The following is a 13,974-nucleotide window of genomic DNA, read 5'->3' as shown; positions in this document are numbered from 1 at the left end:
GCGGCGGAGGCGCTCGGCGGCGAGATCGCGGAGGAGAACGAGGGCTGGTTCGTGACGGTTGCGCTGGGGGCGGGCCGACCGATGATCGCCTTCCAGAAGGTCGCCGACCCCACCCCCGGCAAGAACCGGATCCACCTCGATCTGCGTGCCGACGACAGGACCGCGGAGGTGGAGCGTCTCATCGCCGCCGGTGCGACCCTGGTGGCGGAGCGCAGCATGGGCGACGGGTTCGCCTGGACCACGCTGGCCGATCCGGACGGCAATCAATTCTGCGTCGCATCGGACTGAACGCGACCGGGTCACCGGCCCACAGCGTCACCGGACGGACGGTTCACAGGTCGTCGGTCGAGACCATCCGGCGACGGACCGACAGGAGTTCCACCTCGGGCCGGGCGGCGCCGAACCGTTCGACGGCGTCGAGCACCTCGGTGACGTGCGCGGCGTCGCCGCTGACCGCCGCGACCCCGATGAGGGTCCGCCGGTGGACGTCTCGATGATCCACCTCGGCCACCGAGACGTCGTACCGCCGGCGGATCTCGGCGATCAACGGCCGGATGACGGAGCGTTTGCCCTTCAACGAGTGAACGTCGCCGAGCAGGAAATCGAATTCGAGAGAACCTATCCACATAGGGTTGCCGACTCTACGGCATCTTCCGATCAGCGCAAGCCGGTTCCCGGCGGGTACAGCCGGTGCGCCAGCGCGGCCTTGCGAGACCGATTCGTGGCCACGGCGGCGGGGGAGAAGCCGCCGGCGCAGGGCCGCGGGGGAACGTCGCAGTCCGGACCGACGACGGTCCACGCCGAACCGGCCTCCGACAGCGAGGCGTGCTTGGTGCCGTAGTAGTCGGGCTTGGCGATCACCGCGACGCCCGAATCTCCGGCCGAAGCCGCGATCAGGTGCGGGTGGAAACGAGTCGACACCCACGTTCGTCCCCGGCCCGTGGGCAGCCCCGACGCCCAGACCTGCTGGAACGACAGCCGCTCGGCGCCATCGAGCCGGGCGCCCAGGCGGTTCGCGACCACCGCGTCGATGCCGGGATTGCACTCGGCGATCACCACCTCGGGGCCGGCGACAGCCCATTCGTCGAGCGTCGCCTCGATGAATCGCGCTACAGCGGTCACGCCGCGGTCACCGCGCCACGAGAAGTCGTCGGTCAGATCGCCCTGTGCGCACACCACCACGCCCGCCTCTTCCGGCGGGCCGGGTTCGGGGCGGGCCACCGCGGCCGACAGCCACGCGTCGTCGCCGGTGAACGATGCACCGCGGACCGGCCCGAGGTACTCCGCGCTGGGCGCGTCGCGAACGTCGAAGACGTCGAAGCCGTCGATGGCAGCGCGGAAATCCTCGGCGTCGGGACCTGCGAAACCCGGTGTCAGACCGGCACCGCTGGCCACCGCCCGTCCGCCGGTGGACCGCGTCACCGCGGCGACGGCGGAGACCAGCGCGAGGTGATGCGACCACAGGCCGTTGAGGAAGCCGCCGCCGACGATGTGGACGGTCCCCGCCCGCAGCAGCAGTCGGGCCCCGGGATCGGAGCCGGCGGACCGATGCAGGTCGTCGACCGGATCGGAGCGGTGGCCGTCGCCCGGTGCGAAGACCCGGCGCCACAGCGTGTCGACGAACACGGCGGCGGGATTGGCGTGCTGGAGCAGCAGCGCCGCCTGCCCGGGCCGAGGCGAATCGACCACGACCACCGCGGCCGGTCGCCGCGCCGCCAGATGCCGGAGCCAGGCCTCGGCGATGAGTTCGTCGCCGAGATTGGGAAAGCCGGCGACGCTCACCAGGTACACCACCTCGCGCGCTCCGACCGGCAGCCGGGACGCGAGGAGGTTCAGGACGGACACGGCGGAATCAGGACTCCCGGTCGCCGATGAGAGCGGCCACGTGATCGGGCACGAACTTCGACAACGACCGCGGCGGCCGATGATAGTTGCCCGACTCGATCGGCTTCTTGGGCAGCTTCACCTCCGCCCGCTGGACGGGTTCGTAGTCGATGGTGGAGAGCAGGTGGGAGATCATATTGAGCCGGGCGTTGCGCTTCTGGTCGGACTCGACCACATACCACGGACTGCTCGAGGTGTCGGTGTGCACCATCATCTCGTCCTTGGCCCGGGAGTACTCCTCCCAGCGGTACACCGACTCGAGATCCATCGGACTCAGCTTCCACTGGCGCACCGGATCGTCGCGGCGGGCGCGGAATCGGCGGAGCTGTTCCTCATTCGACACCGAGAACCAGTACTTGCGGAGGATGATCCCGTCGTCGATGAGCATCTGCTCGAAGATCGGTGTCTGCCGGAGGAACCGGGTGTGCTCTTCGGGCGTGCAGAAGCCCATCACCTTCTCGACACCGGCCCGGTTGTACCAGGAGCGGTCGAAGAGGACGATCTCACCGGGTGCGGGCAGATGTGCGACGTATCGCTGGTAGTACCACTGTCCCCGTTCCCGATCGGTGGGTGCGGGCAGCGCCGCCACCCGGCAGATCCGCGGGCTCAGGTACTCGCTGATGCGTTTGATCGCTCCGCCCTTGCCTGCGGCGTCCCGGCCCTCGAAGACCACCACCACGCGGGCTCCGGTGGCCCGCACCCACTCCTGCAGGGTCACGAGTTCGGTCTGCAGGCGGAACAGCTCGGCCTCGTAGATGTCCTTCGGCAGCTTGGGCGGCCGCCCGCTCTTCTTCGGCATAGACGCAGTGTAGGGGCCGCGGCCGCGGACCGCCGACAGGACGCGCTACGCGATGCCCGACGCCGTCAGCCGCAGCCCGACGGCACGGTTCGCCGCGTTGGTCAGCCGCATCTCGTCGCCGTCGACCTCCACGATCACCTCGTCCCGGAGCGCTGCGAGCACCGTGCGCTCGACGTCCGCGGTCTCCGGATCGCACGCCCGGCGGGTGGTCGCGATCGGCGACAGGTGGATCCGGTCTCCGTCGACGCGCGCCCGCCCGGTCATCCTGTTGCAGCCCGTGCTGCCCGCGAACGCGCCGTCGCCCGCGATCTCGAAGTACGGCTTGCTGTTCTCGAGTGCGGCAGAGGTCGAGACCGCGGCGTCGGTGACGAGCGCGCTGACCCGCCATCGGGTGCCGACGACGGGACGCTCGCGCCGTTCGGCGAGCATCACCTTCCGATCGCCGCGTTGCAGAGTGAGCGTCGTACCGTCCAGATGCCACGACAGGGGTGAGCCGAACAGGTCCGTGACCCATCGGTCGGCGCCGTCGCGTGGCGGCGGACACGCCATCATCGTGCCGACCAGATTCCCGGTCGTGAGCACGCCGCCGGTGAACGCGACGGCGCCGCCGTGCCCGTTGCATCCGGCGTTCGCACTGATGGTGCCCTTGCCGAAGGCGAGCAGCAGCGGTCCTCCGCCCGGAATCTGCGGGCCCTGGACCTCCGTGGACAGATACGTCTTCCCGACCAGCTCTGCGGGGTCGGCGTCGGGCGTGGACGAACGGTCCCCGCAGCCCGCCAGACTCGACGTACCGGCGACGATCGCGCCCATAGCTGCCAGCACCCGCCAACGCGTCCGGCGTCCGATGATCATGTGCGCCACGGTAGCGCAGCGCCGCGTACGGTAGATCACGATCGACCCCGGCGTCGCGACGCGCACCGAGGTCTCTGCAGTCCGGAGTTCGAGGAACAGGAAGCACGTGGGAAGACTCACCAACGCGATGTGGCGCATGCTGGGTGCGCAGACCTCTCGCAACCAGTCGCAGTCGCTGACGATGATCGAGGAGTCCGCTGAACACGACGAGTGGGCCGCGGGGCTCGGGGACGGTGAGTTCGCGGGCGCCGCAGCCGAACTCGACATGTCGGTGGTCGGCGACCGCGCGAAGTTCCTGGCGCTGGTGCGCGAAGCCGGCGACCGCAAGCTCGACATGAAGCCCTTCGACGTGCAGTTGCAGGGTGCGCTGCGCATGCTCGAGGGCGACGTCGTCGAGATGGCGACCGGCGAGGGCAAGACCCTCGCGGGCGCCATCGCGGCGATCGGCTACGCGCTCGACGGTCATCAGGTGCACGTGGTCTCGGTCAACGACTATCTCGCCGATCGTGACGCGAAGTGGATGAAGCCGCTGTACGACGTCTTCGGGATCTCGGTCGCCTCGATCAACGAGCACTCCACCCGCGAGGAGCGGCAGGCGGCGTACGACGCCGACGTCACCTACGCCTCGGTCAACGAGATCGGGTTCGACGTCCTGCGCGACCACCTCGCGCTGCACGCGGACGAACTCGTCGCACCCGAACCAGACGTGGTGATCGTCGACGAGGCCGATTCGGTGCTGGTCGACGAGGCACTGGTTCCGCTCATCCTCGCCGGCTCGACCGACGCGGAGATCCCGAACAAGGCGATCCACGAGGTGGTGTCCCACCTCAAGTCGAAGCACTACGAACTCGACCAGGACGGTAAGAACGTCTCGCTGACCGAGGAGGGCGCCCAGTTCGTCGAGTCCACGCTTGGCGGCATCAACCTCTACGACGAGGAACATGTCTCGAGCACGTTGGTGCACGTGAACGTCGCGCTCTACGCCTACTACCTGCTCGAACGCGACGTCGATTACATCGTGCGCGACGGCGGCGTGCATCTGATCAACGCCTCCCGCGGCCGAGTGGCGCGGCTGCAGCGCTGGCCGGACGGTGTCCAGGCCGCGGTTGAGTACAAGGAGGGCCTCAACCCCACCCAGGCGGGCGAGGTGATCGACACGATCACCGTTCAGGCGCTGATCGGCCGGTACCCGCGCGTCGCGGGCATGACCGGCACGGCGATCGCGGCGGGTGAGCAGTTCCGGCAGTTCTACGATCTGCATGTATCGCAGATTCCGCCGAACGCCCCCAACATCCGCGTCGACGAGCCCGATCGCGTCTACGACACCAAGGCGCACAAGGTGGAGGCGGTCGTCGAGTTCGTCTCCGAGATCCACGCGACCGGACAGCCGATCCTGATCGGCACGCACGACGTGGCGCAGTCGGAGGAGCTCGCGTACTTCCTGGAGCGGGCGGGAGTTCCGTCGGTGGTGCTCAATGCGAAGAACGACGCCGAAGAGGCGGCGATCATCGCCGAGGCGGGCCGTAGATCAGCCGTCACGGTCTCCACGCAGATGGCCGGCCGCGGCACCGACATCCGGCTCGGCGGCTCCAGCGGTGACGAGGCCGCCCGCGAGGAGGTGATCGAGCTCGGCGGACTCTGCGTGGTCGGCACCGGACGCTACGACACCGAGCGGCTCGACAACCAGCTGCGCGGCCGTGCGGGGCGGCAGGGCGATCCCGGCCGATCGGTCTTCTTCTCGAGCCTGGAGGATCCGCTCGTCACCAAGAACCTCACGCACCAGCGTGAGCAGCAGCCGATCTCCTCGGACGGGTCGATGGGAGCCAAGGGAGTCGAGAGCGTCGAGAACGCCCAGAAGATCGCCGAAGGCGCGATGCTGCAACTCCACAGCAACACGTGGGAGTACAACAAGCAGGTCAACGAGCAGCGCAACGCGATCGTCCGGCGGCGGATGGCGGTACTGACCACCGATCAAGCCCTGACCGACCTCAAGGAGTCCGAGCCCGAGCGGTACGAGAGCCTGTCGGCGGACGTCGACGACGAGGTCCTGGCGGAGGCCGCGCGGCAGATCGTGCTGTACCACCTCGACCGCGCCTGGGCCGATCACCTCGCGTACATCGCTGACGTGCAGGCCAGCATCCACCTGCGGGCATTGGGCGCGCAGAGCCCGCTCGAGGAGTTCCACAAGCTGATCTTCGCCGAGTTCGCCAAGCTCGCCGACGAGGCGATGGAGGCGGCGCGCAAGACCTTCGTGGACGCCCGCATCACCGCCGACGGCGTCGACCTCGGCTTGGAAGGACTGCATCGCTCGACGATGACGTGGACCTACCTGGTTCACGAGAATCACTTCGCATCCGCCGGTGCGCAGGCGATTCAGGGCATCGTCGGCATCTTCCGATGACTCGGCCGCGGCCGCAGGACTCGCGCGAGGCACCGCGAGCCGAACGGAGTGACGCCGTGTGGACGGTGCCCAATGCGCTCAGCGTGCTGCGTCTGCTCCTGATCCCGGTCTTCATCTGGCTGCTGCTCGTGGAGGAGTCGGCCGCCTGGGCTTTCGCGGTGCTCTTCGTCTCGGGCCTCACCGACTGGCTCGACGGGAAGCTCGCGCGCTGGCTCGGACAGTCGTCTAAGCTCGGCGCGCTGCTCGATCCGGCGGCCGATCGCCTGTACGTGATCGTGATCCCGATCTGCTTCGGTATCCGCGACTTCGTTCCCTGGTGGCTCATCGGACTGATCGTCGGCCGCGATCTGCTGCTCTTCGCCACGGCGCCGCTGCTCAAATCGAGGGGCGTGACGGCCCTGCCGACCCTCTACGTCGGCAAGGCCGCCACCTTCGCGCTGATGAGCGCCTTCCCGTGGCTTCTCGCCGGTCAGATCGACGGTGTGGTGGGCACGGTGTGCCATCCGATCGGCTGGGCCTTCCTGATCTGGGGCGTCGGCCTGTATCTGTGGTCGCTGGTCCTGTACTGGATTCAGACCGTCGCCGTGGTGCGGACGATGCCGCCCAGGTCGGTCACAGGCTGATCACGCATCGCTCGCTCGGTCGGGCTGATGCGCGATCCGGCGGCTCGTCACGATAAAGTCATGGAGCGCCTCGCGGCCGCAACGGAGCGGCGGGCGAGGGTGAGTCCAAGTCTTCCGACAGTTCCTGAGAGAGGCCGCAACGTGAGCGACACCAAGATCCCCGCAGAGCTGCGTTACACCGACGAGCACGAGTGGATCCGCAAGGTCGGTGACAAGACCGTCCGAGTGGGGATCACCGATTTCGCGCAGGACGCGCTCGGCGACGTGGTCTTCGTTCAGCTTCCGGAGGTGGACTCGGACGTCGAGACGGGCGAGTCGTTCGCCGAGGTCGAATCGACCAAGAGCGTCTCGGACATCTTCGGTCCGCTCGACGGTACCGTCGCCGCTGCCAACGAGGCTCTCGACGGTGCTCCCGAGCTGGTCAATTCGTCCCCGTACGAGGACGGCTGGCTGGTCGAGATCACGGTCGGCGACGACGCCGACCTGGACCAGATTCTCGCCGGTCTGCTCGACGCGGAAGGCTACCGGGCGGTTATCAGCGGCTGACCGCCAGCTGACGACCGGGCTTTCCGGAGGCGACTCGTGCCCGCACCGCGGACCGGGTCGATATGATTTCCAGTACGCCAAACGTCCCCGACCCCGGGCGGCGTTCGGACAAAGACGGTAGGTTCACTTAAGAAGGTTCCTGCCTCGCAGACGCACATCTCAACGACGAGATGGTCCGATGCATGTGTAACAGCGAGTGAGCCCAAAGGTGCGGTACCCCCGGACAATTGGAGTTCGCGCAGGTACCTCGGCTGACCTGCGGCATGCCCCACCAGGGGGCGTCGCGAGTCTTGAGTCACGGCGGGGTGCGTTGACGATGAAGGAGATGTGGTGAGCGGTAACGACAACGGCTTTGAAGCGCCCGTGGAGACGACTTCGGTCTTCCGCGAGGACTTCATCAAGGAAGTAGACGCCCCCGCGGCGTCGAACGAGCCGGCCGATACCGGTGTCGAGCGGCTGTCGCCGGGAACGGCGCTGCTGGTCGTGAAGCGGGGACCGAACGCAGGGTCGCGGTTCCTGCTCGACCAGCCGACCACGTCGGCCGGCCGTCACCCCGACAGCGACATCTTCCTCGATGACGTGACGGTGAGCCGCAGGCACGCCGAGTTCCGGAGCAACGGCGACGACTTCCAGGTGGTCGATGTGGGCAGCCTGAACGGCACCTACGTCAACCGCGAGCCGGTCGACACCGCGACCCTCACGAGCGGGGACGAAGTGCAGATCGGCAAGTTCCGTCTGGTGTTCCTGTCCGGCCCGCGCGCCGGTGAGGCAGGTGCCACGCAGTCGTGACCTCGTCTGCTGCGCGCGCGTCCGCCGCGAGCGACCGCACGATGTCGATCGGTGCTGTGCTCGCGGTGCTGCGAGAAGAGTTCCCCGACGTCACGATCTCGAAGATTCGGTTCCTCGAAACCGAGGGTCTGGTGACTCCCGATCGTGCGCCGTCCGGTTATCGCCGATTCAGCGATCAGGACTGCGAGCGGCTGCGGTTCGTGCTCACCGCTCAGCGTGATCGGTATCTGCCGTTGAAGGTGATCCGCGAGCAGCTCGACGAGATCGACGCGGCCGCCGGCGGCGCGGGCCCGCGACTGCTGTCGTCGGCGCGCAGTGCGGTGGCCCCGGCGACTGATTTCAGCTCGCGCGGCGGCCGGGTGGATCGGGAGACGCTCATCGAACGGACCGGCGTCGACTCGGCGTTCATCTCCGAGCTCGTGCGCAATGGACTCCTCTCTGCGGGCCCCGGCGGCTTCTTCGACGAAGACGCCGTGCGCCTGGTGGAGGCTGCTGCGGCGCTGGCCAACTTCGGGCTCGAGACGCGCCACCTGCGTGCGTTCAAGGTCAGTGCCGACCGCGAGGCCGGGTTGGTCGCACAGATCGCCGGCCCCATCGCGAAGGGCAAGGGCACCGGTGCGCGCGACCGTGCCGAGGAACTGGTCCGTGAGATGGCGGCACTGTCGGTGACGCTGCATACGCAGTTGGTCAAGGCCGCCGTTCGCGGCGCCCTCGACTGACCGGTAGCCGCGTAACCTGTATTTCAAGAGATCAGGAGGCGAGACCATGGGTGAGATGCGTGTCGTGGGTATCCGAGTGGAGCCTCCACAGAACCAACCGGTCCTGCTGCTGCGCGAGGTGAGCGGCGCCAGGTATCTGCCGATCTGGATCGGCCAGAGCGAGGCCGCCTCCATCGCGCTGCAGCAGCGGGGCGTGGAGCCGCCCCGCCCGCTCACTCACGATCTCGTGGTCAATCTCTGTGAGGCCTTCGGCCGTTCCCTTCAGCAGGTTCGGATCGTCGACATGCAGGAGGGCACCTTCTACGCAGAGATGGTCTTCGACGGCGAGGTGGTCGTCGAGGCCCGTCCGTCGGATGCGATCGCGGTCGCCATGCGTTGCGGTGCGCCGATCATCGCCGCCGACGACGTCCTCGACGACGCCGGGATGCTGATGCCCGACGAGGACGGCGAGCCCTCCGCGGAGGCCGCGGATGGTGCGAGCGAGGACGAGGTGGAGGCGTTTCGCGAGTTCCTCGACCAGGTCTCGCCCGAGGACTTCCTCGGTCCCGAGTCGGGGTCCTGACCCTACGGGCTCGTCGCCGAACCCGATGCGACGTCGGATTCCGGGGCGGCGCGCCGCCCGACACGGTAACGAATCCGTCTCTTCGTCATCACCGTTTGTCTACACCTGAAGTTTAGGTTGAGGTTTACCGCGAGTCGCGTTGATTGCGTGCCGCGGAGTCCATAGTTTTATCCCAGCATCGTCACCGTGAGCGTTGACGAACACTTTGTCAGCGGTCGGGAGTACGCTCGATACGAGAGTTCCGCCGGCCCGAGTCTTGTGTAAGGGAGCTACCGTGGGCGATCATCCGTCAGATCTGCAGTCCGGCGACCACCCGTCCGCCGATGCGGAATCGGTGAGTGCGATGCCGGTACAAGGCGGCCTGGATGACATCGCTCCGGGATTGTTCCCCAACGACACGGTGCCCGACGAGTTGGTCGGTTACCGCGTGCCGAGCGCCTGCCAGATCGCGGGGATCACCTACCGACAGCTCGACTACTGGGCTCGCACCTCGCTCGTGGTGCCGTCGATCCGGGGCGCGGCCGGCTCGGGAAGCCAGCGTCTCTACTCCTTCAAAGACATCCTCGTTCTCAAGATCGTGAAGCGGCTGCTCGACACCGGCATCTCGCTGCAGAACATCCGAGTGGCGGTCGACCACCTTCGTAAGCGCGGCGTCGAGGACCTCGCCCGGATCACCCTGTTCTCGGACGGCACCACGGTCTACGAGTGCACCTCCGCCGAAGAGGTCGTCGACCTCCTCCAGGGCGGACAGGGCGTGTTCGGCATCGCCGTGTCGGGCGCCATGCGCGAACTCACCGGAACCATCGCGGACTTCCCGGGGGAGCGTGCCGACGACGGTGTCAGCGAATCGTCGCCCGAAGACGAGTTGGCGGCCCGTCGCAAGAACCGCACCCGGCGCACCGGATAGGCCACGTCGGCAGTCCCGCGTGACGGTCCACACGCCGGACCGTGATTCGCGCCCGACTCTTGGTACCCTGTCGGTGCGTCGCTACGCTGCGGGAGAGCGTCGTCCGGGACATCCGGGCAACCGCCGAAGGAGCAACACCTCTCCGTCAAACTCTCAGGCACCCGGGACCGTGGCTGCTGACGACGTCTCTGGAAAGTGGCGGGTGCGCGCACCCGCCCGCCCACGGTGAAAGGCATCGGTCCGCCGCTGCCGAATCTCTCAGGCGCTGCGTTCGTGCGGCATGACAGAGGGGGAGGGACCAGTCCGGCGCGGCCGGACCGAGAAGATCAAGGTGCCCTCTTGTCGACCCCCGCTTCTGAGTTCTCCCAGCGTCACCTCGGCCCCGACGCCGACGAACTGGCTGTCATCCTCGACGTCCTCGGCGTCGGATCCCTGGACGAGATCGCCGCGAAGGTGGTTCCCGCGTCGATCGCCGACGGCGCGGACACGAACGGATTCGCTCCGGGACTGGACGCCCTGCCCGCTCCGCTGCCGGAGGCGCAGGCGACCGCGGCGATGCGCGAACTCGCGAATCGCAATGTGGTCGCCCGATCGATGATCGGTCTCGGTTACTACGACACACACACGCCCGGAGTCATCAAGCGCAACATCCTGGAGAACCCGGCGTGGTACACCGCCTACACCCCGTACCAGCCGGAGATCAGCCAGGGTCGGCTCGAAGCGCTGCTCAACTTCCAGACCATGGTGTGCGATCTGACCGGCATGGAGGTGGCGAACGCCTCAATGCTGGATGAGGCGACCGCGGCCGCCGAGGCGATGACGCTGCTGCGCCGCGCCGGTAAGTCGAAGTCGAACCGCGTGGTCGTCGACTCCGACCTCTTCCCGCAGACGCGTGCGGTGATCGAGACCCGTGCGACGCCGCTAGGCATCGAGGTGGTCGAAGCCGAGCTCGATGGGTCGGCGCCGGACGCGGGGCTTCCCGAGGGCGAGTTCTTCGGAGTCATCGTGCAGACGCCCGGTGCGAGCGGCCGGATCACCGATCTCGGCCCGGTCATCGAGGCGGCGCATGCGCGAGGTGCGCTGATCGCCGCAGGCGTCGACCTGCTGGCCGCCACTCTCATCACCCCTCCGGGAGAGCTCGGCGCGGATGCGTGCTTCGGCACCACACAGCGCTTCGGTGTCCCGATGGGCTTCGGTGGACCGCACGCCGGCTACCTGGCGGTGCACACCAAACGCACTCGTCAGCTTCCGGGGCGCCTCGTCGGCGTCTCCAAGGACGCGGACGGCAACCTCGCGTACCGCCTGGCACTTCAGACCCGCGAGCAGCACATCCGACGCGAGAAGGCGACCAGCAACATCTGCACGGCGCAGGTGCTGCTCGCCATCATCGCCGCGATGTACGCCTCCTACCACGGCCCGTCCGGGCTCAAGGCGATCGCCGAGCGGGTGCACGGGCACGCCGCAGACCTCGCCGATCGCCTCGCGGGCGGTGGATTCGGTGTGGAGCACGCCTCGTTCTTCGACACCCTCACCGTGCGGGCCGACGGCAGGGCCGCGGAGATCGTCGACGCGGCCAAGTCGCGCCACGGCATCAACCTGCGGTTGATCGACGCCGACCGCGTGGGCGTCGCGTGCGATGAGACCACCACCGCCGCCGACATCGATGCCGTCCTGGACGCCTTCGGCGCCGCGGGTGCCGCGGCGACGCAGTTCAGTGCCCCGATCGCGAACCGCAGCAGCGAATATCTGACGCATCCGGCCTTCCACCTGCACCGGACCGAGACCGCGATGCTGCGCTACCTGCGGATGCTCTCCGACAAGGACATCGCTCTCGACCGCAGCATGATCCCCCTGGGCTCGTGCACGATGAAGCTGAACGCGACCACCGAGATGGAGCCGATCACCTGGCCGGAGATCGGCGGCCTGCACCCGTTCGCCCCGCTCTCCGACAGCGAGGGCATCCGCGAGCTGATCGCTCGGCTGGAGAACTGGCTGGTGGCCGTCACCGGTTACGACCGCGTGAGCCTGCAGCCCAATGCCGGCTCGCAGGGCGAGTACGCGGGTCTGCTCGCGATTCGCCGTTACCATCTCTCGCGCGGCGACGACGCACGCGACGTCTGCCTCATCCCCTCCAGTGCTCACGGAACCAATGCGGCGTCGGCCGTCATGGCCGGGCTGCGCGTGGTGGTGGTGGCCAGCCGTGACACCGGGGACGTCGACATCGACGATCTGCGCGCGAAGATCGAGAAGCACCGCGACGAGTTGGCGGGCATCATGATCACCTACCCGTCCACCCACGGCGTGTTCGAGCACGAGGTCACCGACATTTGCGACGCGGTGCACGAGGCCGGCGGCCAGGTGTACGTGGACGGCGCCAATCTCAACGCGCTCGTCGGCCTGGCCCGGCCGGGCCGGTTCGGGGGCGACGTCTCGCATCTGAATCTGCACAAGACGTTCTGCATTCCGCACGGCGGCGGCGGCCCGGGCGTCGGACCGGTCGCGGTGCGCGAGCATCTGGCGCCGTTCCTGCCGAGCAGCCCGCTGGCCTCCGAACTTCCGCAGACCGGCGTCGCGATCTCGGCGGCGCCGTACGGTTCGGCGTCGATCCTGCCGATCACCTACGCGTACATCGCCATGATGGGTGCCCAGGGACTGCGGACCGCCACGCTGACCGCGATCGCCTCCGCCAACTACATCGCGCGTCGCCTGCGCGACCACTACCCGGTGCTCTACACCGGAGAGGGCGGCTGGGTGGCTCACGAGTGCATCCTGGACCTGCGTGAACTGACCAAGGACAGTGGAGTCTCGGTCGACGACGTCGCCAAGCGACTCGCCGACTACGGCTTCCACGCGCCCACGATGAGCTTCCCCGTCGCCGGAACCCTGATGGTGGAGCCTACTGAGAGCGAGAATCTCGCCGAACTCGACGCCTTCATCGACGCGATGATCGCCATCCGCGGCGAGATCGACAAGGTCGCCGACGGCACCTGGTCGGTCGAGGACAATCCGCTCGCCGGCGCGCCGCACACCGCCGAATGCCTGGTGGGCGAGTGGAATCACGGATACGACCGGCTCACCGCCGTGTACCCGAACGGTCTCCCGTCGTCCGGAGCGCGCGCCAAGGTGTGGCCGGCCGTCCGCCGGATCGACGGAGCCTTCGGCGACCGGAACCTCGTCTGCAGCTGCCCTCCGATCGAGGCCTTCAGCGAGTAGGCTCGCGGGCACCGACAGGAGGCTCGCGATGTCCAAAGTCCGTGTCCACAACCTCAACGTCTCGCTCGACGGTTTCAGTGCGGGCGGAACCGTCACGTACGATGCGCCGATCGGCGAGGCGGCCCGGTTGTTCGACCACTTCGACGGCCGGGTGATCTGGGGTGTGGACGCGATCGCCGAGCCGGTTCGCGCCGATCACGTGTTCACCAGTGCGTGGAGTCAGGGGATCGGCGTCGAGATAATGGGACGCCGCAAGTTCGGTCCGCAGACCGGACCGTGGGCCGACGACGGCTGGCGCGGGTGGTGGGGCGACGAGCCTCCGTTCCGCACACCCGTGGTGGTGTTGACGCATCACGAGCGCCCGCCGATCGAGTTCGCGAACGGCACCGTCTTCCACTTCGTGGACGCCCCGGCGCCGCAGGCGCTCGAGTACGCGCGCGGACTCGCCGGCGGCGATGTCCGCCTCGGTGGCGGACCCACGTCCGTCCGCGAGTTCCTGCACGCCGACCTGGTCGATTTCATACATCTGGTCGTCGTCCCGGTGGTGATCGGTTCGGGCGTCTCGATCTGGGACAGCTGTGCCGAACTCCAGGACCGCTTCGACGTCGAGTCGGTGACCACCGGCAGCGGCCTCATACACCAGTTCTGGAATCGGAAGCGGTAGGCCCTTCGCGCCGGT

The 13,974-nt window shown here is 68.0% G+C and carries 13 protein-coding genes, 1 pseudogene and 1 riboswitch; of the genes and pseudogenes, 10 read left to right on the top strand and 4 right to left on the bottom strand.

Annotated elements, in window-relative coordinates:
• Positions 1-3 precede the first annotated feature (3 nt).
• Positions 4-288, top strand: a pseudogene (locus ACK8HH_RS10200) (VOC family protein); the annotation flags it as partial.
• A 43-nt stretch (positions 289-331) separates the two neighbouring features.
• On the opposite strand, the gene ACK8HH_RS10195 reads toward ACK8HH_RS10200, so the two are convergent.
• Genes ACK8HH_RS10195 through ACK8HH_RS10180 form a run of 4 tightly spaced genes read right to left on the bottom strand, consistent with a single transcriptional unit; the run spans position 332 to position 3,535 of the window.
• Positions 332-628: a DUF503 domain-containing protein gene (locus ACK8HH_RS10195; protein ID WP_045537865.1), complete on the bottom strand. Its 297-nt coding sequence runs from the start codon at positions 626-628 to the stop codon at positions 332-334.
• Positions 629-657: 29 nt separating this feature from the next.
• A complete protein-coding gene (locus ACK8HH_RS10190) occupies positions 658-1,845 on the bottom strand; it encodes a polysaccharide pyruvyl transferase family protein (protein WP_412475159.1) in 1,188 nt (395 codons plus the stop codon).
• Positions 1,846-1,852: 7 nt separating this feature from the next.
• The gene (gene ppk2, locus ACK8HH_RS10185; RefSeq protein ID WP_006895084.1) at positions 1,853-2,683 is read right to left on the bottom strand and encodes a polyphosphate kinase 2; all 831 of its coding nucleotides are present in this window, start codon (positions 2,681-2,683) and stop codon (positions 1,853-1,855) included.
• 45 nt (positions 2,684-2,728) lie between these two features.
• Entirely contained in the window at positions 2,729-3,535 is an 807-nt protein-coding gene (locus ACK8HH_RS10180; protein WP_412475158.1) for an META domain-containing protein, read from the bottom strand.
• A gap of 106 nt (positions 3,536-3,641) precedes the next feature.
• On the opposite strand from ACK8HH_RS10180, the gene secA2 reads away from it, so the two are divergent.
• The 9 genes from secA2 (at position 3,642) to ACK8HH_RS10135 (ending at position 13,959) form a co-directional block, all read left to right on the top strand.
• The gene (secA2, locus tag ACK8HH_RS10175; RefSeq protein ID WP_062367699.1) at positions 3,642-5,936 is read left to right on the top strand and encodes an accessory Sec system translocase SecA2; all 2,295 of its coding nucleotides are present in this window, start codon (positions 3,642-3,644) and stop codon (positions 5,934-5,936) included.
• Positions 5,933-6,559 (top strand): CDP-alcohol phosphatidyltransferase family protein, encoded by a 627-nt coding sequence (locus ACK8HH_RS10170; protein WP_039866852.1) that lies wholly within the window; start codon positions 5,933-5,935, stop codon positions 6,557-6,559. Before secA2 ends, ACK8HH_RS10170 begins: the two co-directional genes overlap by 4 nt.
• A 141-nt stretch (positions 6,560-6,700) precedes the next feature.
• Positions 6,701-7,105 carry a glycine cleavage system protein GcvH gene (gene gcvH / locus ACK8HH_RS10165; protein ID WP_006895080.1) on the top strand — a complete coding sequence of 135 codons (405 nt, stop codon included), beginning with the start codon at positions 6,701-6,703 and terminating at the stop codon, positions 7,103-7,105.
• 327 nt (positions 7,106-7,432) lie between these two features.
• Positions 7,433-7,894, top strand: a complete 462-nt coding sequence (gene garA, locus ACK8HH_RS10160) for a glycogen accumulation regulator GarA (RefSeq protein WP_006895079.1) — start codon at positions 7,433-7,435, stop codon at positions 7,892-7,894.
• Between the two features lie 41 nt (positions 7,895-7,935).
• Positions 7,936-8,613, top strand: coding sequence for a MerR family transcriptional regulator (locus tag ACK8HH_RS10155; protein WP_039866887.1), 678 nt, complete (start codon positions 7,936-7,938; stop codon positions 8,611-8,613).
• A 46-nt stretch (positions 8,614-8,659) separates the two neighbouring features.
• Positions 8,660-9,175, top strand: coding sequence for a bifunctional nuclease family protein (locus ACK8HH_RS10150; RefSeq protein WP_006895077.1), 516 nt, complete (start codon positions 8,660-8,662; stop codon positions 9,173-9,175).
• Between the two features lie 274 nt (positions 9,176-9,449).
• Complete coding sequence (locus ACK8HH_RS10145) at positions 9,450-10,082, top strand: MerR family transcriptional regulator (protein WP_156479450.1); 633 nt, start codon at positions 9,450-9,452, stop codon at positions 10,080-10,082.
• Between the two features lie 79 nt (positions 10,083-10,161).
• Positions 10,162-10,262, top strand: a riboswitch (glycine riboswitch).
• 159 nt (positions 10,263-10,421) lie between these two features.
• Positions 10,422-13,295 (top strand): aminomethyl-transferring glycine dehydrogenase, encoded by a 2,874-nt coding sequence (gene gcvP / locus ACK8HH_RS10140; RefSeq protein WP_412475157.1) that lies wholly within the window; start codon positions 10,422-10,424, stop codon positions 13,293-13,295.
• Between the two features lie 28 nt (positions 13,296-13,323).
• Positions 13,324-13,959 (top strand): dihydrofolate reductase family protein, encoded by a 636-nt coding sequence (locus ACK8HH_RS10135; protein WP_412475156.1) that lies wholly within the window; start codon positions 13,324-13,326, stop codon positions 13,957-13,959.
• Positions 13,960-13,974: the final 15 nt, after the last annotated feature.

Origin of the sequence: Gordonia sp. LUNF6, from assembly GCF_047041125.1 — a bacterium.
In the GTDB taxonomy this organism is placed as follows: Bacteria; Actinomycetota; Actinomycetes; order Mycobacteriales; family Mycobacteriaceae; genus Gordonia; species Gordonia sihwensis.
Note: the sequence above shows the minus strand (reverse complement) of the source record. Positions and strands in the feature narration are given on the sequence as shown.

Coding starts and splice junctions, on each gene's coding strand:
- ACK8HH_RS10195 (WP_045537865.1), bottom strand. CDS start 628: ATGTGGATAGGTTCTCTCGAATTCGATTTCCTGCTCGGCGACGTTCAC.
- ppk2 (WP_006895084.1), bottom strand. CDS start 2,683: ATGCCGAAGAAGAGCGGGCGGCCGCCCAAGCTGCCGAAGGACATCTAC.
- ACK8HH_RS10180 (WP_412475158.1), bottom strand. CDS start 3,535: ATGATCATCGGACGCCGGACGCGTTGGCGGGTGCTGGCAGCTATGGGC.
- ACK8HH_RS10170 (WP_039866852.1), top strand. CDS start 5,933: ATGACTCGGCCGCGGCCGCAGGACTCGCGCGAGGCACCGCGAGCCGAA.
- ACK8HH_RS10155 (WP_039866887.1), top strand. CDS start 7,936: ATGTCGATCGGTGCTGTGCTCGCGGTGCTGCGAGAAGAGTTCCCCGAC.
- ACK8HH_RS10150 (WP_006895077.1), top strand. CDS start 8,660: ATGGGTGAGATGCGTGTCGTGGGTATCCGAGTGGAGCCTCCACAGAAC.
- ACK8HH_RS10135 (WP_412475156.1), top strand. CDS start 13,324: ATGTCCAAAGTCCGTGTCCACAACCTCAACGTCTCGCTCGACGGTTTC.